This is a genomic window from Thermococcus profundus (genome assembly GCF_002214585.1).
In the GTDB taxonomy this organism is placed as follows: Archaea; Methanobacteriota_B; Thermococci; order Thermococcales; family Thermococcaceae; genus Thermococcus; species Thermococcus profundus.
The window spans coordinates 1,859,002-1,878,524 of sequence record NZ_CP014862.1 but is presented as its reverse complement, the minus strand read 5'-3'; the positions used below and the strand labels follow the sequence as shown (position 1 = coordinate 1,878,524).

General features: G+C 53.7%; 24 protein-coding genes. 10 read left to right on the top strand and 14 right to left on the bottom strand.

Annotated features, from left to right (window positions below):
* Positions 1-5 precede the first annotated feature (5 nt).
* A complete protein-coding gene (locus tag A3L09_RS10005; protein ID WP_088858813.1) occupies positions 6-668 on the top strand; it encodes a hypothetical protein in 663 nt (220 codons plus the stop codon).
* Positions 669-688: 20 nt separating this feature from the next.
* Here A3L09_RS10005 and A3L09_RS10000 read toward each other — a convergent pair whose 3' ends face one another.
* The 3 genes from A3L09_RS10000 to A3L09_RS09990 form a co-directional block, all read right to left on the bottom strand.
* On the bottom strand, positions 689-1,264 hold the full coding sequence (locus A3L09_RS10000; protein ID WP_088858812.1) for a TATA-box-binding protein: 576 nt from the start codon (positions 1,262-1,264) through the stop codon (positions 689-691).
* Positions 1,265-1,397: 133 nt separating this feature from the next.
* Positions 1,398-2,240 (bottom strand): SDH family Clp fold serine proteinase, encoded by an 843-nt coding sequence (locus A3L09_RS09995; protein ID WP_088858811.1) that lies wholly within the window; start codon positions 2,238-2,240, stop codon positions 1,398-1,400.
* Positions 2,241-2,244: 4 nt separating this feature from the next.
* Positions 2,245-3,951, bottom strand: a complete 1,707-nt coding sequence (locus A3L09_RS09990) for a DUF505 family protein (RefSeq protein ID WP_088858810.1) — start codon at positions 3,949-3,951, stop codon at positions 2,245-2,247.
* 179 nt (positions 3,952-4,130) lie between these two features.
* On the opposite strand from A3L09_RS09990, the gene A3L09_RS09985 reads away from it, so the two are divergent.
* Positions 4,131-4,550 (top strand): DUF356 domain-containing protein, encoded by a 420-nt coding sequence (locus A3L09_RS09985; protein ID WP_088858809.1) that lies wholly within the window; start codon positions 4,131-4,133, stop codon positions 4,548-4,550.
* On the opposite strand, the gene A3L09_RS09980 is transcribed toward A3L09_RS09985, so the two are convergent.
* Genes A3L09_RS09980 through A3L09_RS09975 form a run of 3 tightly spaced genes read right to left on the bottom strand, consistent with a single transcriptional unit; the run spans position 4,536 to position 5,718 of the window.
* Positions 4,536-4,967: a type II toxin-antitoxin system VapC family toxin gene (locus tag A3L09_RS09980; protein ID WP_088858808.1), complete on the bottom strand. Its 432-nt coding sequence runs from the start codon at positions 4,965-4,967 to the stop codon at positions 4,536-4,538. The genes A3L09_RS09985 and A3L09_RS09980 overlap by 15 nt on opposite strands.
* Positions 4,964-5,134 (bottom strand): hypothetical protein, encoded by a 171-nt coding sequence (locus A3L09_RS10980; protein WP_198362271.1) that lies wholly within the window; start codon positions 5,132-5,134, stop codon positions 4,964-4,966. The genes A3L09_RS09980 and A3L09_RS10980 overlap by 4 nt, the downstream gene beginning before the upstream one ends.
* A 41-nt stretch (positions 5,135-5,175) precedes the next feature.
* Positions 5,176-5,718 (bottom strand): multiprotein bridging factor aMBF1, encoded by a 543-nt coding sequence (locus tag A3L09_RS09975; RefSeq protein ID WP_088858807.1) that lies wholly within the window; start codon positions 5,716-5,718, stop codon positions 5,176-5,178.
* A gap of 70 nt (positions 5,719-5,788) precedes the next feature.
* Between A3L09_RS09975 and A3L09_RS09970 the strand changes: the two genes are divergently transcribed.
* Positions 5,789-6,283, top strand: a complete 495-nt coding sequence (locus A3L09_RS09970; RefSeq protein ID WP_088859057.1) for a GNAT family N-acetyltransferase — start codon at positions 5,789-5,791, stop codon at positions 6,281-6,283.
* 20 nt (positions 6,284-6,303) lie between these two features.
* The gene (locus A3L09_RS09965) at positions 6,304-6,597 is read left to right on the top strand and encodes a hypothetical protein (RefSeq protein WP_088859056.1); all 294 of its coding nucleotides are present in this window, start codon (positions 6,304-6,306) and stop codon (positions 6,595-6,597) included.
* Between the two features lie 92 nt (positions 6,598-6,689).
* On the opposite strand, the gene A3L09_RS09960 is transcribed toward A3L09_RS09965, so the two are convergent.
* From A3L09_RS09960 to A3L09_RS09940, 5 genes are all read right to left on the bottom strand, one after another.
* A complete protein-coding gene (locus A3L09_RS09960; protein WP_088858806.1) occupies positions 6,690-7,094 on the bottom strand; it encodes a Zn-ribbon domain-containing OB-fold protein in 405 nt (134 codons plus the stop codon).
* A gap of 1 nt (position 7,095) precedes the next feature.
* Positions 7,096-8,262, bottom strand: coding sequence for a thiolase domain-containing protein (locus A3L09_RS09955; RefSeq protein WP_088858805.1), 1,167 nt, complete (start codon positions 8,260-8,262; stop codon positions 7,096-7,098).
* A gap of 10 nt (positions 8,263-8,272) precedes the next feature.
* Positions 8,273-9,325 carry a hydroxymethylglutaryl-CoA synthase gene (locus tag A3L09_RS09950; RefSeq protein ID WP_088858804.1) on the bottom strand — a complete coding sequence of 351 codons (1,053 nt, stop codon included), beginning with the start codon at positions 9,323-9,325 and terminating at the stop codon, positions 8,273-8,275.
* A 145-nt stretch (positions 9,326-9,470) separates the two neighbouring features.
* Entirely contained in the window at positions 9,471-10,151 is a 681-nt protein-coding gene (locus A3L09_RS09945; RefSeq protein ID WP_088858803.1) for a fibrillarin-like rRNA/tRNA 2'-O-methyltransferase, read from the bottom strand.
* 5 nt (positions 10,152-10,156) lie between these two features.
* Complete coding sequence (locus A3L09_RS09940; protein WP_088858802.1) at positions 10,157-11,446, bottom strand: C/D box methylation guide ribonucleoprotein complex aNOP56 subunit; 1,290 nt, start codon at positions 11,444-11,446, stop codon at positions 10,157-10,159.
* Positions 11,447-11,554: 108 nt separating this feature from the next.
* Here A3L09_RS09940 and A3L09_RS09935 point away from each other — a divergent pair, with 108 nt between their 5' ends.
* Positions 11,555-12,610 (top strand): SPOUT family RNA methylase, encoded by a 1,056-nt coding sequence (locus A3L09_RS09935; RefSeq protein WP_088858801.1) that lies wholly within the window; start codon positions 11,555-11,557, stop codon positions 12,608-12,610.
* Between the two features lie 50 nt (positions 12,611-12,660).
* Here A3L09_RS09935 and A3L09_RS09930 read toward each other — a convergent pair whose 3' ends face one another.
* Together A3L09_RS09930 and A3L09_RS09925 are read right to left on the bottom strand one after the other, a co-directional pair.
* Positions 12,661-13,383: a DUF92 domain-containing protein gene (locus tag A3L09_RS09930; RefSeq protein WP_088858800.1), complete on the bottom strand. Its 723-nt coding sequence runs from the start codon at positions 13,381-13,383 to the stop codon at positions 12,661-12,663.
* A gap of 156 nt (positions 13,384-13,539) precedes the next feature.
* Positions 13,540-13,995 (bottom strand): Lrp/AsnC family transcriptional regulator, encoded by a 456-nt coding sequence (locus tag A3L09_RS09925; protein ID WP_088858799.1) that lies wholly within the window; start codon positions 13,993-13,995, stop codon positions 13,540-13,542.
* A gap of 309 nt (positions 13,996-14,304) precedes the next feature.
* Here A3L09_RS09925 and A3L09_RS09920 point away from each other — a divergent pair, with 309 nt between their 5' ends.
* A complete protein-coding gene (locus tag A3L09_RS09920) occupies positions 14,305-15,342 on the top strand; it encodes a hypothetical protein (protein ID WP_088858798.1) in 1,038 nt (345 codons plus the stop codon).
* Between the two features lie 7 nt (positions 15,343-15,349).
* Here A3L09_RS09920 and lonB read toward each other — a convergent pair whose 3' ends face one another.
* Positions 15,350-17,245: an ATP-dependent protease LonB gene (gene lonB / locus A3L09_RS09915; RefSeq protein WP_088858797.1), complete on the bottom strand. Its 1,896-nt coding sequence runs from the start codon at positions 17,243-17,245 to the stop codon at positions 15,350-15,352.
* Positions 17,246-17,397: 152 nt separating this feature from the next.
* Between lonB and A3L09_RS09910 the strand changes: the two genes are divergently transcribed.
* From A3L09_RS09910 to A3L09_RS09895, 4 genes are all read left to right on the top strand, one after another.
* Positions 17,398-18,195: a DUF2666 domain-containing protein gene (locus A3L09_RS09910; RefSeq protein ID WP_088858796.1), complete on the top strand. Its 798-nt coding sequence runs from the start codon at positions 17,398-17,400 to the stop codon at positions 18,193-18,195.
* Between the two features lie 61 nt (positions 18,196-18,256).
* Complete coding sequence (locus A3L09_RS09905) at positions 18,257-18,640, top strand: Rid family detoxifying hydrolase (protein WP_088858795.1); 384 nt, start codon at positions 18,257-18,259, stop codon at positions 18,638-18,640.
* A 25-nt stretch (positions 18,641-18,665) separates the two neighbouring features.
* Positions 18,666-19,040 carry a Mov34/MPN/PAD-1 family protein gene (locus tag A3L09_RS09900; protein WP_088858794.1) on the top strand — a complete coding sequence of 125 codons (375 nt, stop codon included), beginning with the start codon at positions 18,666-18,668 and terminating at the stop codon, positions 19,038-19,040.
* Positions 19,041-19,091: 51 nt separating this feature from the next.
* Complete coding sequence (locus A3L09_RS09895) at positions 19,092-19,523, top strand: metal-dependent transcriptional regulator (RefSeq protein ID WP_088858793.1); 432 nt, start codon at positions 19,092-19,094, stop codon at positions 19,521-19,523.

Genomic DNA, 19,523 nt, shown 5'->3' with positions numbered 1-19,523 from the left:
TGGTCATGAAGAGGAAGCTAATCGGTTCTTTAGCCCTCTTTTTGGTTCTTGCACTCGCCTTCGCCTGGGTTTTGAACTCGTGGTATTCCTCCTATTACGGTCTTTTCGGCGGAAAGCCCATCCGTTCGATGGAGGTGGCAATTGGGAACGGAGAGCACGTGCTAGTAGAAAGCCACCTGACGGGGGATCCCATTCTGGACATCAATGTCACTCTCTACCACCACTACGACCGCGCCACGATAATCGTGGGAACTGGGGAGACCCGGGACTACTGCGATAGGAGCGGGGGATGTCAGCTGAGAACTATGGCGGCCGTCGAGGTATCCTGCCTGGTGGGCAAGATCTTCGGTGCCGAGTACTATGAGGCCGCGAGGGAAATAGGCTACAACGATACTGGGGCCAGGAGGTACGCCTTCGAGCAGGTTTCCAAAAGGGTGAGTTCCGGCGGCTGGCTTTCGTTCAGGGAGAAGATCGAAATCGGCAGGAGGAGCGTTGGGAATCGGAAGCACCTGCTCGTGATCCTCAGGGGCCCCCTCGACGGGGCCGAGCGGAACAGAATTTATACCCCGAGGGAAGGGGTGCTGGTACTCGAGGCCCTAAGCGATGAAACCCTCTACCAGGAAGCCCTCCTGCTGGAGGGAATGCTCGGTGTGAGCTGTTCGGGTTAATTTGAAAAAGAATGAGGGAATCACCACTCTTCCTCTTCTTCCACGAGGCCGTACTTCTCCAGCTCGCGGAGGAGCTTCTTCACGGCCTCCCATGCATCGTTCTCGCTCTTAGCTCCCGAGCAGACTATCTTACCCGAGGAGAACAGCAGTATCACTGCCTTTGGATCCTTAACACGGTAGATGACGCCCGGGAACTGCTCGGGCTCGTACTCACAGTTTGGAAGGCTTAATGCAACTGCATCGAGGTTGAACTCCACCCCAATGTCCCCGCTGAAGACCATATTCTGAATGTCTATCTGGGGCGGCTTGGTGAACTGGGTGCCGACCTTTGTTCTGAGCATCTCTGTGAGTTTGTTAACCGCATTCTTTATGTCGTCGACGCTCTTTGCGCCGGTAACTACGAGCTTTCCTGAGCTGAATATAAGGAGGGCAACCTTCGGTACCTCAAAGCGGCAGATGATCCCCGGGAACTCCTCTGGATTGTACTTGGAGTTCGGGCAGATTTCTATAACCTTCTCCAGGTTGAGCTGTGCAAAGAGGTCAACAGAAGCGACTATATTTTCAATCCTGAGCTTAACATTGCTCATGTCTACCAAGGCTTACACCTCCGGGTGGTGGGTTTAAAAACCCTTTATAAATGAGGCACCTTGGTTTTTAAAGGTTTAGGTCAGCGGTGCATAGAAAAACATACCAATGTGTCCTTTTGATCATCTAAAAATGAAAATAGGATCACTTCCGGTTTTCCTGCTTCACGGGGTAGGGCATGAACTCAACGGTTCCCCTCTGTCTGACCGGCTGCTTGTAGAGCTCCATGAGGGCGTAGACTTCCTCTGGAACGTCGGTCTCCACAGGCAGGCCCAGCTCCCTGGCGTGGTCGACCGTTATCGGGTAGTCGTGGGTCCACCTGCCCTCGGTGAGTATCTGGGCGAGCTCCCTAGCCTTCTCCTCACCGTATCTGTCTTTCAGGAGGTAGAAGACGAAGTCCTGAACCTGCTTTATGGCCTTCTCAGCCACATCTGCCAGGATGAGGGTCTGGTCGTCGACCTTCTCAGGGCCTTTCTTCTCAACCGCCCTGAGTATGCTCGGGGCTGGATACTGCCCGAGCTGTGGGTCAACCGGCCCGAGAACCGCGTTTGGATCCATGATTATCTTATCGGCCGCCAAAGCTATCAGGGTCCCACCGCTCATCGCGTAGTGGGGAACTATAACGCGAGTTTCGGCGGGGTGCTCCTTGAGCGCCCTAGCAATCTGGGTGGCAGCTAAAACCAGGCCGCCCGGTGTGTGTATTATCAGGTCTATCGGCTTGTCCTTCGGTGCCGCCCTTATTGCCCTCAGGACTTCCTCGCTGTCCTCGACGCTTATGAACCTGTAAACCGGGATTCCGAAGAACCCGATGCTCTCCTGCCTGTGGATCATGGTTATGACGGTGGAGTTCCTCTTCCTAGCTATCCTCTCCAGAAGCCTTCCCCTGACTATCTGGAGCTGCCTGTACTGGAGCTGGGGCCACATAAGTAAGTAAAGGAAAAAGAACATCCACAGCAGGGAGCCTAAAAATCCGCTGAGAGGATCCATACTATCACCTCGTATACGCTTCAACCAGCGTCCTGCCTCCCTCCGTTAGGTTCTTCGTTCCAAGGAACCCGAGCTCCCTGAGCATTACCAGAGCCTTCTTTATCTCGTCGTCACTGAGGCTGAGGTGCTTCCTGATAACGTCTACCTCTTCCATCTTATAACCCTTCGCTTCGCCCTTCTCCTTCCATATCCTGTTGAAGGTCTCGATGTTGTCGTAGATAACCTTAAGGACGTTGTAGAGGGTTGGCGTTACGCTGAACTTGACCTTGACTATTTCCTGGAGCTTGGCGCTCTCTAGGGCGCTCTTAACTTTCTCTCCGAGTTCTGTGAGCTTGACCATGCCGTTCTGGAGTTCGATAATGAAGCCCTTTGCTTCTGCCTCACCGATCGCCCTAATAATCTCCGTTTCATTGCCTCCGATGTAGTCTTGAACTAGAGACACCAGCTCGTCCCCCTGGATGTACTTCTTCCTTGGGGTCTTCGCCAGTATTGCCGCGTCGTAGCGGGTTATGAAGGGCCTCCTCCTTACCTCCTTGCTGAGCCTGAGGTAGAACCTGCCCTTGTCGGTGACGCCGGCCTTTACAACGCCCTCCTCCTGGGCCTTGAGCACCCACTCGGCTATCGGAACGTCACCGCTCTCAGCGTAGGTTACCGCCTTCATGGCGTCCGGGCTGACGGTTCCAAAGTTGATGGCCTCCTTGCCCCACTCGGTAAGCCAGTAGGTGTCCTTATCCTTCACGAGCTTCCTCTCGATCAGCCCCTTGCTCTCGAGGAGGTGTAGGATTGCCCCGAGGTCTTCGACCTCAACGCGCTTTCCTATCTCCTTCTCGGTTGGGAGTATGTCAGGGTTGGTCTCGTACTTCTTCTCAATCTCCTGAATAGCCTTTAGCACTGAAAGCTCATCGTCAAGCAGGTACATCGGCAGGACTTTCTCCTCAACTTTGCCCATTGCCTCGTAGGTCTCCATTACGGCCTTTCCGAACTCTGTGGTGCCCTTCTCGTTGGCTAGACCCATGCTCTCAAGCTCTGCGTTCCTCTTGCCAGCTTTCAGCATCTCAAAGTCCTCTTTCCTGAGGACGATAGCCCTCGCGAACACGGGGATCATGCTGAGGGCCTTGAGAGCAAGCTTTGCCGCCGGAGTTGTTGCGAATGCCCTTCCCTTGTCGGTCGGCGGCGAGATAAGGAGGAGCCTCATGGCCTGGAGTGCGTTAACTATGTTATCTCCATAGAGCTTTGAGTTCTTGTAGGTTACAAGCTCGTCGAGCGTACCTATCTTGGGCATTCCCCTCAGGAATGAAGCTATCTCGGGCGTAAGGTAAACTACCGGATGGATCTCACGGTAAATCTCAAGCAGGGCTTTTCCAAAGGCGGTAAGGCCGTTCTCGTCTGCGAGCTTCCTCTCCCTGAGCTTCTCCATCCAGCTTTCGGGGATTTTACCCGTCTCATCCAGGAGCTCCATCATCTTGATGGTCTCGCTATCCGCTATAACATCCGGGAGCTCCTCAATGTTGAGTTCGTCGGTTATCTGGAGAAGCTTCCTGCCGGCATCGGTCAGCTTTATCTTCCCGCCCTCAAGCTCGACAAATCTTAGTATGTAGAGCTCTATCGCCCTTATCTGGAACTCCTCCGGGAGCTTTGCCTCTATCTCCGCCTGGCTCTCAGTTTTCTTCATCTCCCTGAGTATCTCGAGGTGTCTCCTCTTCAGGTACATCTCACATCCCTCCAGTTTTTATCCAAATTTTTATTAACACTTAGTTTTTAAAAGTTTTGGTAAGAAAAATCTGTTGCTCTTGATCTTTCGTGCTGTCAAGCCGGATTAGAACAAACCCCCGGTACCGTTTTGTCCCAATTCTTTATAAAGCCACCCTCACAACTTACGCCGGTGAGAGCATGAGAAACACGATCGTTCTGGTGAGAACCGACAGTTTTGAGAAGGCGAGCATAGCGCTGGCCGACCTCGTCCGCTACGGCGGGATGAAGATCAGGGGAGACCCGAGGATAATTCCCCCCGCTCTTTCTGAGTGGGTTTTTGAAAAGATCAGCGGTGAGAAACCGCGGAAACATTTTAGAGCCCACGTCGTTGCCCAGATAGACCTTCCCCCGGCCAAGGCCATTGGCAGGCTGATGGACATCCATCCCCCAGCCCACGTTCTTGTTGTTCCTCCGGACACTGAGGCATGGGGCGAGCTGATGCGTCTCTGGGGGAGTTTTGAAAAGCTCAGGGGATTTCACCCTCCTAAGAAGACAAAGGCAGAGGAATCCAGGGGGAAGAAGAGAAAGAGGGGAGATTTTGGCTTAAAGGAGTTTTAAACCCTCTTTTTCGGCCGCTTTTCTCAGATCGCTGTCTAATGTGGCCAAGTTTGTGATCCCATTGATTTTACACGTAGTTAAGATTATAGCATCGTTCGGAAGAAGATTGTGAGATCTCATTAAACTGTAAGCCTTCATAATAGTGTCCTCGTCAGTAGGTATGATGTGAAACTGATTCAGAAAGTCCAACGGCTCGTCATCTAAAATGTATTCTGATATCCTGCCAGATTGTTTAATTGTAAAAGGAGAAGCACCGGATTTTAGACGAATGTAATGAAACAGAAATTCACTCACCACTATGTCATTTATTATAGCAACTGCTTTTTCGTCTGCTAGTATGTAAAGAACCCTAACAGCGTCGGGATTTCCTTTTAGCCCTTCTATCAAAACTGAAGAGTCTACGAAAACTTCCATCATTGGAGATACCACTCCTCCTCAATGATCTTCCCTGAGAATTTTCCGAGGTATTTTTGCAGGACTGACTTTTTGATGCTCTTCTTTTCCTCTTTCTCAAGAATCGCCGAGATCTTCCTTCGCAGAATCTTTTCGAGACCGTTAGGGACGGTTACAATGATCTCTCCCATACCACCACCGGAAAATTTTGGTTAAAAGAAAATTTAAACTTTCACTTCTTCCGTTTCTTGATCCTTATGTTGGCTATATCCCCCAGGGTGGGCTCGTATTCTCTGGGAATGGTCCTCTTCCTTTCAAGGGGCTCCTCCTCGGAGCTCTCGATGAGCTTTATCCCGAAGTACTTCTCCAGCTTCCTCGCTTCCTTAATGGTGGGCTCGCGGTGACCGTGGGCTATCGCGCGGAGGTCGTTCATGGAGAGCCCTATTTCATGCGAGAGCTCCTGGTAGCTCTTCTTTGAGCGCTGTATTGCATGGTAAACGCGCTCGGCGTAATCCTCGACTATCTCCTCCGTGTAGAGGGGCCTCTCAGTCCTGGGCTTCTGAACAGGTTTGGGCCTGGGTGGCCGTGAGTAAGTCCTTCTCGCGGGTTGCCTTCCGGTTGGCATGATGCTGAAGGTACCGGGCTTTTTGCCCCCGTACTTCTCGTAACACCTATCGCAGACTAGAACTTCGGCCCCCTCGATCTTTATCCTGTGACCTGGCCCCCTTATGGGTGCCCCGCATATCTCGCAGTACTTGGGCTTGGCCTTACCCATTGGGATCACCTTCTTTCCTCGTGGATAGGTTCGAGAGAGCCTTTTTAAACCCCACGATGAGTTTATGTTGATGACGGAGGTAAAGGTGGAGCGGCTCAAGGAGTTCAACCAGGAGATCCTAGAACAGCTCGTTGGAATCTACATGCGCGGCTACGAGGGAATGCGCGAGTACGGCGGCGAGGGGGAGAGCTACGCTAAGAGGTACCTCCGCTGGTGCTGGGGGAAGGCAAAGGACGGCTTCTTCGTTGCCAAGGTTGGCGGTGAGATAGCGGGTTTTATAGTCTGCGACAAGGACTGGTACAGCAAGTACGAGGGCAGGACAGTTGGGGCTGTTCACGAGTTCGTGATTGACAAGAAGTTTCAAGGGCATGGAATAGGCCACAAACTGATGGAAACGTGCCTGGAGTACCTGAGCCGCTTCAATGACAGGATAGAGCTCTGGGTCGGCGAGAAGAATGAGGGGGCAATCAGGTTCTATGAAAGCTACGGCTTCAGGCGCGTTGGTCAGAGCGGGATATGGGTTCGCATGATAAAGGACGTTGGAAAGAGTGATAAAGGCCCATGAGAACAACGGTTGTGGTAAAAATGCCGTGCATAAAGCCGCCCCAGCCGGAGAGTGTGAAGGACATGAAAGAGGAGAGCTTCATAAGGGAAGGAAAGGGAAAGCTGAAGATCACTATAGAAAGCGAGGGGGAGACGCTTGAGACGACGATGAGTGGCTCGCTGAAGAGCGTGGAAGAGGTAGCGGAGATGCTTGGCGTCGAAGCTAACGAGGGGAAGATAGAGGCCACCGTCGATGGTGTGAAGGTCATTATGCAGCGCGGAAAGCTCGAGATGGAGTTCGAGAACGGGGACAGGATGAGGATAGAGAAGGTCTGAGGGCCTCTGGCCATTCTGTTTTGGATCTTTCTCCCCTTGTGGGCTGTTCTTTTGGAATTCGAGGTATCAAAAGAAAGGGGGAAGGGGTGCGTTCACTTAAGCACCGGCCGGAACTTGTAGGAGTAGAGGATTATTCCGTCCTCGCCGAACTCCCTGACCTTCCTGGTGACCATCTCCACTTCCATGCCTTCGTGGATCTCCTCCGGGTCAACGTCTGTCAGCTGGGCCAGAACAACTGGTCCTTCCTCAAGCTCGACGAGGGCTAGGGGATAGGGCTTGTAGTACTCGAAGCCACTGGGCGGGTTCCTAACGATGGTCCAGCTGACGACCTTTCCCTTCCCGCTGAACTGGTACTCCTCAACGTTCCTTGAGCCACAAACAGGGCAGACGGGCCTCTTCGGGAAGAAGACATGACCGTTCTCGCACTTGCCCCCTATGAGGGCGTACTTCTCACGGAAGTGTCTCCAGTGCCTAGCAACCTGCATCGGCCTCCCCATTTCAGACCCTCCTCAGGATGTTGACGGTGATGTTTGAACCGGTTCCACCTATGTTCTGGGTCAGGCCAACCTCGGCATCGGGAACCTGTATCCCCTCGGGAGCCTCTCCGCGGAGCTGAAGAGCTGCCTCAACCGTCTGGTAGACACCGGTAGCTCCGACCGGGTGTCCGCGGCTCTTCAGGCCGCCCATCGTTTGTATCGGATAGTCGCCATCTATCGCTATCTGGCCTTCCTTTGCTAGAATGGCACCCTTACCCTTCTCCGCAACGCCAAGAGCTTCAAGGCTGAGCGCGGCCATAACCGTGAAAGCGTCGTGAACCTCAAAGAAGTCTATGTCCTTTGGAGTTACTCCCGCCATCTTGTAGGCCTTCTCTGCCGCGACCTTGGCGGCTTTGAGCGTCAGGAAGTCCTCCCTGTTGGCGAGGTTAACAGTGTCAATCGCCCTCCAGAAGCCGGCAAGCTCGACCATCTTGTCCTTTGGAACGCCGAGTTCCTTCGCCTTCTCCTTCGAGGTGATTATTACTGCTGCCGCTCCGTCGCACATGGGCGCGGCATCGAAGAGCTTTATCGGGTCTGCAACGTACGGGCTCTTAAGGACGGTGTCAACCGTTATCTCCCTCTTGAACATTGCGTAGGGATTCCTGGCGCCGTTTCTGTGGGCGTTGACCGAGAAGTGGGCCAAATCCTCCTCGGTGTAGCCATAGGTCTTCATGTAGAGCCTCATGACGAGGGCGTTCAGGGCGACGAAGCTCGCCCCGTGGAAGAGCTCGTACTCCGCATCTGCTGCGTAGCCGAGGTAGCGGGTGGCGTCGGTCGGCCAGGCGTCGGTCATTTTCTCAACGCCGACAACCGCAACCACGTCCTCAAGGCCCGACATCACGGCCTTGGCTCCCTCCTGGACTGCCGCACCGCCGCTTCCGCACGCGGCCTCGATCTTGACGGCGGGGATGTTTCCGAGGCCAGCCCAGTCGGCTATGAGCGCGCCGAGGTTCTCCTGCTCGATGAACGAGCCAGAGGCCATGTTTCCAACGTAGAGGGAATCGACCTTGTCAATTCCAGCGTCATCCATAGCGTTGAGAAGGGCCTCAGTGGCCATGTCCCTGAGTGAAATCCTCCAGTGCTCGCCAACGGGAACCATACCAACTCCAATTATGACGGGCTTCTCCATTTCAACCACCTCATATTATGTACTTACCCCTGTGCTTCGCGTAGAAGGCGTAGTCGATGTACTTCTTCCTGTTCACATAGTCCATCGTCTTTGGAGCCAGGTCCCTCTTCTCCTCTATCGCGTCCTGGACGACGAGGCTGAAGGCGTCGCTTCCCGCACCGCTTCCGAAGCTCACCCAGAGAATCCTGTCACCGGGCTTGGCCACGTCGAGAACCGCCGACGTTCCCACTAGCGTCGAACCGCTGTAGGTGTTGCCTATGATGTTGCTCAGCAGGCCCGGAAGGACCTTCTCCTTGGGGATTCCGAGGATTTTAGCGGCTGTGAGCGGGAACTTAACGTTCGGCTGGTGGAAGACGGCGTAGTCAAAGTCGTTCGGGGTGTAGCCCATCTCCTCCATAAGGGTCTTGGCGGCGCTTATTATCTGGTGGAAGTAGGCGGGCTCGCCGGTGAACCTGTTACCGTGCCTCGGGTAGTGCTCGTGCTGCCTCCTCCAGAAGTCAGGGGTGTCGGTGACGTAGGAATAGCTCGCCTCGAAGTAGGCCAGCGTTTCAGAGCTCTTCGGGGCAAGGATGTAGGCGGCGCCGCCGGCTCCCGTGGTGAACTCGAGGTGGTCGCCGGGTCTCCCCTGTGAGGTGTCGGCACCTATGGCCATGGCATAGTCGGCCATTCCAGAACCGACGAAGCCGATGGCAGCTTGTATGGCCTCGGTTCCGGCCTTGCAGGCGAACTCAAAGTCGGCCGCGTCTAAGTCGGGAGTTGCTCCGATGGCTTCGGCTATAACGGTTCCGCTCGGCTTAACCGCGTAGGGCTTGCTCTCGGTTCCGAGCCAGATGGCCCTGATCAGCTTGGGGTCGATTCCGGCCCTCTTGAGGGCGTTTCTTGCCGCTTCAATACCAATGGTTATCGTGTCCTCGTCGAGACCTGGGACGGACTTCTCCTGGATTGGGAAGCTGCTAACCCCCCAGATCCTTCCTATTTCCTCGGCCTTGATTCTATACATCGGCACGTAGGCACCGTAGCCGATAATGCCGACATCCCTCTTGGGCTTCAGGAGTTTTCCCATGGGCATCACCTACAAAAGTTGAATATAACTTCGCCTAAGGTTCATGGGGCAGTTATAAAAGTCTTTCGGTAAAAGTAAAAGAGATTTTAGGCAATTGACGATAGCCATCATCCAGCTTGAGAAACAAAATGGTGGAAGGGGAGAATCAAGGCTTCCTGACGACGAAGAGCGCGTGGTCCTTCTCGTAGGGCTCAAGCGAAAGCCTCTCCACGACCTCGAAGTAGGTAGAAAGCTCCTTCTCGACCTCCTTGAAGACCTGCTCCGGCTCCTTGGTGACGTCTATGCTCCTGCTCTTGACGGAGATCATACCATAGCCGCCGCTCTTGAGGTAGACCTTCGCGTTGTCTATGAGTATCTTCGCCTGCGTTGGCTGGGCGACGTCCTCGAAGATGACGTCCACCTTCGGAACGAGCGCGCGGTAGCCTTCGGGCTTCGTGGCATCGCCCAGTATCGGCACGATGTTCCTCCTCTCCTCGACGAGGGGAACGAGCTCCCTCAGGACCCTCGGCGAGAACTCGACGCCGAAGACCTTGCCTTCCCAGTCGACTATGTCACTGACGTGGGAAGCGGTCGTTCCGCTTGCAATACCAAGGTAGAGAACTGTTGATCCGGGCTTTATCGGAAAGTTCTTGAGGCCGTTGAGGATGGCGGCGCCGAGCTTCGACCTGCTCGGGTTCCAAATCCTGTACTCCTCGCCCTCGGCCTTTATCAGCCTCTCGCCGTAGACCTTCTGGCCCGGAACGAGGTTTTTAGTTGCGATCTTCTCGCTCCCGTCCTCATCGATGAAGACGTAAACACCCGGGAACTTGTGAGCTTTAACCCTCATCTACATCACCTCTTGGACTTCTTCCCCTTCTTCTTTTTCTTGCCGCCCTTGTCCTTCTTGCCCCTGGACTTCTCCTTCTTCTCGAACTTCCTGCCCTTCTCTGATTTGCCCTTGCCCTTCTTCTCCTTGAACCTCTTCTTTTCCTTCTTTTTCTTCTCAGGTTTGGCCTTTCTCTTGGGCGGGTTCGGATACTTCTGCTTTATCTCCTGAATCCTGGCCTCGAGTTCCTGCTTCAGCTCTTCAGCTATGTATTCTCCGGAGAAGTAGTCCACTCTCGCGGCGATGGCCAGCTTTCCAGCTAAAGCCCTCGCTATCTTACCCCTCTGCCACCAGGGCGAGCGGTTTATTGCCGGATACTGGAAGATGACGCCGTGCTTGGGCGGCTTTGCCCCGCTCCTGAGGTGCCTGAAGAGGGCCTTCTCCGCTCCGAGGACCTGTATGGTCGAGGCGGGCATTATGGCCAGCTCCCTTAACCCACCTGCAAGGCTCATGAGTCTCGCGGCCAGCTTAGCACCAACGAGGGCCTTGAGGTTCGGCGCCACTTCGTCCATCGCCGTCTCGAGGTAGTCCTCTATCTGCTTCCTGAGCTTGTAGAGGTCGTTTATCTCTCTCGCAAGCTTCCTGATGATGTCCTCGTCGAATTTTCCTAGGGGGGCACCCATCGACTTTTCGGCCGCGTTGAGTATCTTCTCGACCTTGGCATCCGGCAGACCGAGGGACTTGAGCTTCTCCTCGGTGGCGTTCTCCTTCGCGCCGATGCTGGCAACGAAGACAACGTACTGCTCGTGCTTCGGGAGTATCTCGTCAAGCTCCGGGAAGTGGAGGCCGTACCACTCCCTCAACCTTGAAACTAGGAGGTTGGTAACCTTGTCTATATCATCCAGCGCCTCTATGGCCTGGATTATCATCTTATCGCGAGCGCCGCTCTGCTCCTGTATGCGGAGCCTCGTAAGAGAAACACCAACGCTGAAGTACTCGTCGAACCACTTCTCTCCCAAAAACTCCTCCGGGTTCGAGCGGAGCCTCTCCCCGGCCACGCTCGGGAACTCGGCAGTCGTGCTATATCCGAGCTCCTTGAGGCCCCTCGCGAGTTCCGTGTCCTCAACCACGAACTCGGTGTAGCCCTTCTCGTTCAGCTCCTCAATCAGCTCGAGAAGCTCATCGGTCGGCTCGCCCTTCAGAAGTCTGTCAAGGCTAACCTCCGGCTTCCCGGTGAAGGGCCTGCTCGCGATGAGGTTGCCGTCCCCGTCAAAGGCGTAGACGCCCCTGACGTTCTCCGCTATGTAAGCTTTCATCATCATCACCCCTGCGATCTTTTGTCCTGCTTGTATAAAAAGCTTATATCTCTTCTGAGCCTCCAAAGGTCTATAAACCCTCCGCATAAGTGGAGCCGGTGGTGTGAAATGGGGTCGAGGAAGTTTCTTGTGAAGACACAGAGGGGCATGGAGGGCGTCGCTGCCAACTACATAAGGGAATCCCTCTCCGATGCCGAGGTGTTGGCGTCTCCCTTTGGATACTACGGCCTTGTGATAGTTGAGAGTGGAGATGAAGACGCTGAAAAGAAGATCCTTGATATTCCAGAGGTGGAGCGCGTTCTGCCAGTTCTCGCGGAGGTTCCCGCGGATCTTGAAGCTATAGTAACCACCGCCGAGAAGATAGCTCCCCTGATCGGTGAAGACGAGACTTTCGCGGTTAAGACCAAGAGGCGCGGCAAACACGGCTTTTCGAGCCTTGACGTCAACAGGGCTCTCGGTGCGCGGATTCAGGAGCTAACGAATGCTGACGTGAATCTGAGCTGGCCCGACAAGGTTGTTCAGGTCGAGATCATCGGGGACAAGGCCTACATTTCGGTAATCCCCGGTGAGGAGTTCAGGAAGTTCACGCCCGACAAGGTAGATGCTAGAAAGCTCTTCCACAGGCTCACCATTGTTCAGATGCCCTATTGGGGTGACTACAAGGCCTGCCGCACGTTCGGTGAAAAGATCGGCCGGGCCGCCCAGGCCTTTGAGGTCAAAGAACTCATCATAGCCCCCAAGGAGAAGATGGACGCCTTTGAGCTCGCCGAATTCATAAAGGGCGTTAGGGTTGGGCAGGAGAGCAGGTACAGAATACAGAAGGACGCGTATCCCTGGAAGGTCGAGAAGGTCCCGGTGAGCGTCTGGGACCTGTACCAGGTGATTAGGGATAAGCGCAGGGGTAAAAGACTGCTCATAATCACTGATCCCAAGGGGCCAACCCTCGCTCAGGTGAAGGAGGAACTGGCGAGGGACATGTACAAGGCCAAAGAGGTCGTTGTCTTCGTGGGTTCAAGAGAAGGAATTCCCAGGGGTCTCTTCCGCTTTGCAGACTACGTTGTAGATCTCGCCCCCTACATGACTTTCGCAACGGAGCACGGCATTCCGGCCGCTCTGGTCTCGCTGTGGGAGGTTTATGAGGAATACCTGAAGAATAAGGATTGAGGCGTCAGACCCTAAGGTCCTCCTCACCCCTCGGGAATCCGCCGTAGTCATCATCCGCCGATGAGGGTGAAAATTAAGGCCCCAGCGAGGCCGCCCAGGAGGGAGGCGAGAAAGTTCGTGGAGTTGTTGTCGGTTATTCCCCTGTTTTCGAGGGTGGCCCCTATCAAACTGTCGAGGTTAACCCCAGCGAGGCCTCCGATGATTATTGCCAGCGTCATTGGAAGCTTGTACGCGGTGAGAGGAAGGGCGAAGGGGATTATAGCCAGGACTCCGAGCAGGCCGAAGATCTCCCCCTCCAGGGAGATCCCCCCGTTGGTGCCGGGTTTTACGGGCCTGAGGTTCGTGATCAACCTTGGTCTTTTGCCGTAGATCTTTCCAAGCTCGCTCGCGAGGGTGTCCCCGTTTACCGTGGCTATCGCGGAGAAGGTGGCGGCCCAGAAGGTATCCTGCCGGGTTATCATCTCGACTACGAGGAAAATCAGGACGGCGAATCCGTTTCCGAGGACGTTTCCGATGCCCCTGACCTTTTCGTTCTTCGATGAGAAGCCGAGGCGGACTTTGTCCTCGAACCTGTGCTTTGTGGCGAGAACACCCATAATGAGGAACGCTAACATCGCCAGAAACGGGTAGAGTCCACCCAAATAGAGCACGGCAAGACCAAAAACGACTGAGAAGAGGCTGCCCTTTCCGTCGAGGGCCTTTGTTTTATACGCCCCGAACCCCATCAGTGCCATCATGGTTCCACCGATGAGTGGGGGAATCGTCCCTTGCATTGTTGTCACCTCTGGGGCCTGAATAAAGCAGTCTGATTGAGACCTCTTTTGTTTGGTTGATGCTGAGTAATTCCTTATTACTCTTTCCCTCGACTATTAACGAACGTTTTGTATGATTCTGGCTATAAATTCCGGGGTAGAAAGTGAAATGAAAAGTCAGAAGAGCTCGTACTTGCAGGTTTCGGTGATGAACGTCACGTCCATGTGCTCTATGCCGGGGATATCCTTGGATATGGACTCGATTATATCCTGGATCTCCTTCATGTCTTTGGGGGCTATCACATGCAATACTAGGTTGTGGGTTCCCAGGGCTTTTTGGATTATCATTACGTGCTCGTTGGTCTTCAGCTTTTCCACGATCTCGTCGATGGGAGTTCCTGCCCTCACGGTTATTCCAAGGATAAGGTGTGAGTATCCTAAGAGGTCAAAGTTGGGAACCACCGTGTACTTCTGAACGACCCCCGTGCGTTCCAGCTTCTCCATCCTGCGGGATATCCTCTGTCTTGTGGTTCCGAGCTTTTCGGCCAGCTCTTTGTAGGTCATCCGTGCATTTTTTGACAGGAGTTTGATTATCTTGACGTCTATCGGATCAATTTTAACCTTTCCTCTCATGTCGCTACCCCCGTGAGTTGCCATCGAGATACTTACTCGGGTCTCAGTTATAAGATTTTCGGAAAATTTTCAACATGTTGGTTTCATCTTACTCGCTATGTTCCATAAAGTTATGAAAAATTGAAGAAATTCCTAATTTTCTAGCAGATATTCACACCATTATGAATCAAAATTACAAGGTAATTAGGTCAAAAAAACTTTATTTAGTTGCATATCACTTCTATACCTAGTAATCCAGCGATCTGCGAAATCTTTAAATTCTTAGAGTTTTACAATACGGGGGAATGGAGTATCCCTGGCGGTGATACCATGCGTAAAGTTTTGGAACTCCCTGAAATCACCCTTGAGGAGTTGGACTCTAGAATCAAGGGTCTTCCATCAAAGCTGTACCTGCTGAAGGCAGATGGGACGCGCATCATGCTTATAGATGGTGTCGGGAAGAGGTTTCCCCTGGTGAACACTCTTCCAAGGGTTCTTTCCAAAGTCGAGCTCTACGAGCTTGATAAGTTTGAGTTTCTGGATCTCCTGAACAGCCCTTCGCCCGAACCAGTGCCTCCCTCATCCCCGAACTCCGTAACCTTCTCCTACTCCACGGGGTTCTCGGATCTTCCCCCTTCAGCGGCCCTTAAAATTGAAAGCACAGTTCAGAGGATAGTTAAGAGGGCCTACTCCAGAGGGATAGCCATTGAATCCCTTGAACTCTCAGGTTCCCTCAGGCAGGGGGTTACTGGAAGGGACATCCTGAGGATCACCGCGAAGGTAAGTGCTTACACAGTCCTGGAATCCCCCGGGGACGAACTGCGCAGGATTGCCTCGGAGATCCTCTCACGGGAGACGGGCTTTGAGACCCGGGTTCTGGTTAGGGGAGAGTTCAAACGGGTAACTAAGTTGCCCTCTGTTAAAGTCGATGTCTCCGGGTTTACGTTCAGGGGAGGAGAGATCGTGGAGATATCCCTTCGGGGGGGCTCTCAGGGGTCTGAGAGGCTCAAAGTGAACCGCAGTGCCCTGGAAATGGAAGTCGAAAGAATGCTCAAGGAGGCGGGGATAGACAAGATAGCAGAGAACATTAAGAGCACGAAGAGTTCTGAGGGGATTTCCCTCAGAAAGGCCGCGTCTGTGATTCGTGATTCACTGAGGTCATTGAAGGGCCTTGCTCTTCTCGATGTGGGCCTCATGCCTGGGCTGAACGGCCACAAGGTCGTCGTGCGTGTTAAGAAAGAAGGAAAAGACTCGACCTCAGCCATTACCTCGATGGTCTCGGAGGCTCTAAAGTCCTCCCAGGGCAGACTTAGGGCCCTTGGTCTCCCGATTGAGCTGGAAAAGGCTTATTTGATAATAGAAGAGTGAAGGGGGGTTAAGCCTTCCTTAGCGGCAGGCTCTCCCTTATCTTCCTGAGTAGCTCCTCCTTCTTCTTTGAGTCTTCCAGTGCTATCTCAAGTACCTGATCAATGGTCTCAACTGGGATGATGTTTATCTTCTCAGCTTTGTCTGGACCCAGGAAGACGTCCTTCTCGTTTGATTTGGGTATTATGACCGTTTTGATGCCCGCTTCTATAGCCGCCTCTATCTTGGGCGTTGCTCCTCCTATGGGCAGAACCTCACCGCGGACGCTCAAGGAACCGGTCATAGCGACGTCCTGTCTTATTGGTACCTCTTCGAGAGCCGATATGACTGCTGTGGCAACGCTTATGCTGGCCGAATCACCCTCGACTCCCTCATAGGTCTGGAGGAACTGGACGTGGATGTCGTAGCGGCTGATGTCCTCACCCTTGTAGCGCTTGATTATGGCCGAGACGTTCTGGACTGCTTCTTTCGCTATCTCCCCGAGCTTTCCGGTGACTATGATCTTGCCCTCCTCCTTGCTCGCCGCCGGAGCGACAACGGCCTCTATGGGGAGGACTATGCCGCTCTGCTCCCCTATAACAGCTAGTCCGTTGACCCTGCCTATCTCCCCGCCTTCTGTCTTTATGACTTGGTACTCCTTCTTGTTCTCTATGTACCAGTCTGCGAGCTGTTTTTCGAGCGGCTTCGCCATCCTCATGGCCTCAAGTACATCTTCCCTCTCGACGTACTTCTTGCCCTTCTTGACGGCTATGTCTCCTGCGGCCCTGACGATACCTCCGAGGTCACGGAGGCGGAGTGTGAGGTGCCCCTTCCTCCCGCCCCTCCTCTGGGCTTCTCTGACTATCTCCTCCACAGCTTCCCTCGTGAAGTGCGGTATCTTGCCGTCCCTCTTAACCTCCTGGGCAACGAACTGGACGAGCTTCCTTCTGTTCTCCAGCGTGTCGGGCATCGTCGTCCTCATGTAGACCTCGTAACCGTAGCCCCTTATACGGGAGCGCAAAGCCGGGTGCATCTTGTCAACTGTGTCGAGGTTTCCGGCCGCGACGAGGATGAAGTCACAGGGAACGGGTTCCGTTCTCACCATAGCTCCACTGGAGAGCTCACTCTGGCCGGTTATCGGGAACTTCTTCTCCTGCATAGCTGTGAGGAGGCTCTGCTGCATCTTGAGACTCAGAGTTGCTATCTCATCTATGAAGAGAACTCCCTTGTTTGCGCGGTGGATCATGCCGGGCTCAACGCGCTCGTGGGCCGGTGTTCCGAGGCCGCCGCTCTGGAACGGGTCGTGCCTCACGTCGCCCAGTAAGGCACCCGCGTGTGCGCCCGTTGCATCGACGAAGGGTGCCTTTCTCCTTCCGCAGTTGTCGATGAGGAGTTTGGGTACTAGAACGCTCGTCCTCATCCTCATGTTGGAGAGGACCATCATGGTGAGGATTATCACGAAAAGTCCCATGAGAAAGTTGGTGGTGTTGTAGTCTATCATGACGGCCATCATTACCATGAAGACCACTGCGAGGAGAAGGTACGATTTGATGCTCTCCTGGCTCTTGGCCTTCTCCCTGTACTTCTCGACGATCCTCTTGCCCTGACACGCGGGGACGGTCTTTATTTTCGGCATGTTCTCGTCTTCCGGATTGGGAAACACCAGGATGTCCTCAAGGTTTTCCGTCGGCAGGAGCTCAGCCATCGCCTGTCCGAGCATTGACTTTCCGGTTCCGGGCTCGCCTATTAAGAGGACGTGCCTTCTCTGGCCGGCCGCGGTTTTTATGACCTCGACCGCGTGCTCCTGACCGATGACTTGGTCTATGAGCTTCTCAGGTACCTTTATCTCCTCCGTCGTCGAAAAATCGATCCCCAGATCGATCGTCTCGCCGTTTTGGCTGGAGGTGAAGGGTTTCTCATCCTCCATGCTCATCCCTCTTGTTCCTGTTTCTCCCTCTGATGGTGGATATCCCGGCCGGCTTATAACTTTATCTTCCTCTTCTAACGTTCCGCTGGACCGTTGAGACTTCCGAGGAAAAGCTAAAATACCTCGGAATCTATGTTAATTCGGTGGAGATCATGCCGAGGGGTGTGGAAGATCACATAATGTTCACGGCAAAGCACGGGAACTGGAAGGTCGCTGACAAGCTCCTTGATATGGACGATCCCCTAAAGGTGGCTCACTTCCTTGCCCAGATCTCGAACACGGTTAACTCGAAGATCCCGGAATACCTTACGGGCGTCATGAACGTGGCGGGGATAATGAGCCTCGCCGAGGAGCTCGCGGGGGACGACCTTGCGAAGGCAGTAGTTGCGCTCAAGTCCCCTGGGACAGCTAGAAAGCTTGGTGGGCTTGTGTTTGAGGAGGATAAGAAGCTCAAGAAGCTCCTGGTAGATGCTGCCAAGGCCCTTCTGGTTAGGATGACGGTGTCTAAATTCGAAACTGTCTCCTATCCCGAGGGTTCGCTGGGGGAGGTTAAGATCGTCTTTCCCTTCGCGGACGATCACGTGAACTTCACGGCCAAGCACGCGAAGTGGATAGTTGTAAAGAGACTCATAATAGACGACGCAACGCCCATGGTCGATGTGGCCAGACTGCTAGCTAGCATCAACGAAACCACGACGCTCAAGATACCCGCCTACGCTGGCATAGACATCGATGGAATAAACGAATGGTTCGCTGGTTTTAAGAAAGTGAAGAAGTCCGAGATTCCAGCGGTTGTTGAAAAGTACCTCCATTTCCAGCCGTCTTCGTTTGCCCCCGGTGAGTTCGAGGGGCACGCCAGAATCTACGCCCTCAGAAAGGCCCTTGAAGTGCTAGGCTTGCCCCTTGATGTCCCTGCGAAGAGCCTTGAGAAATACCTGGAAAAGAAATGATGAGGCCGAGGACACCTGAGGGCAACCGATGAGGAGTCTTCGCTTCGCTGAGGTGATGAAAATGGAGAAGAAAACCGTAACCCCTAAAGGGGCCCCCGCCCCGATTGGACCGTACAGTCCCGGCATACTGGCCTCCGGCAGGTTCCTCTTCGTCTCTGGCCAGATACCCGTTGACCCTGAAACGGGGGAGCTCATCGAGGGGACCTTTGAGGAGAAAGTCAGGAGAACCCTTGAAAATCTCCTCTCGGTCGTTGAAGGTGCTGGAGGGAGTGCCGAGAACGTTGTCAAGGTGACGGTTTATCTCAGGGACATTGGGAAGTATGGGGAGTTCAACAGGGTCTACTCCGAGTTCTTCACTGAATCCAAGCCCGCCAGGGCCGTTGTGGAGGTCTCAAACCTTCCCAAGGGAGTCGACTTGGAGGTGGAGTGCATAGCGGTCCTCTGACCATTTAATTTTTGAGGTGAACTTCGTGATCGAGAGAGTTAGAATACGGGAGGAGCTTCTGGAGTACCTCCTCGAACTGGCGAGGGACTTCTACCCAAACGAATTCGCGGGTTTCCTCCGTGAGAAGGGCGGAGTTTTTGAGGAGGTCTTAATAGCCCCTGGGGGACACTTCGGACGGACTTCTGCTTTTTTTAATACCTGGATGCTCCCCCTCGATGAGGAGATAAAGGGAACCGTTCACTCCCATCCTGACCATGTATGCTCTCCTTCCCCCCAGGATCTTTGGTTCTTCTCAAAATTCGGTGGCGTTCATCTGATAATATGCTACCCCTATTCCGCTGCGGATGTAGTGGCCTACGACAGTGAGGGCAACCCGCTGGAGATCGACGTTGTTCCGTGATCTCCGAAAACTACTTAAACATTTTTGGCTATCCTAACACAGGTGAGGCCGTTGGAGGTAAGCAAGCGCGAGGAGGAGTACCTTGAGACCATGTACCTGCTCCACAAGAACAAAGGCGTCATAAGGGTCAAAGACATAGCCAAGATGATGAAGGTAAAGCCTCCCAGCGTTGTGGACGCCCTTAAGAAGCTCAGCGAAAAGGGTCTTGTGGAGTACGAGAAGTACGACAGAATTCTTTTGACCGAGAAAGGAAGGGAGATAGCGGAAAAGACCTACGCAAAGCACCAGCTCCTCACTAAGTTCTTCGTTGAAATACTCGGGATACCACCCGAGGTTGCCGAGCAGGACGCGTGTCAGTTCGAGCACTACGTTCACGAGATAACCGTAAAGCGCATGAAGGAGTTCGCCGAGTTCGTTCAGAGCCAGTGTCCCTACGTCATAAAACAGTTCGTAAAAGGGAAACTGGAGGAACGGGGGGAATGA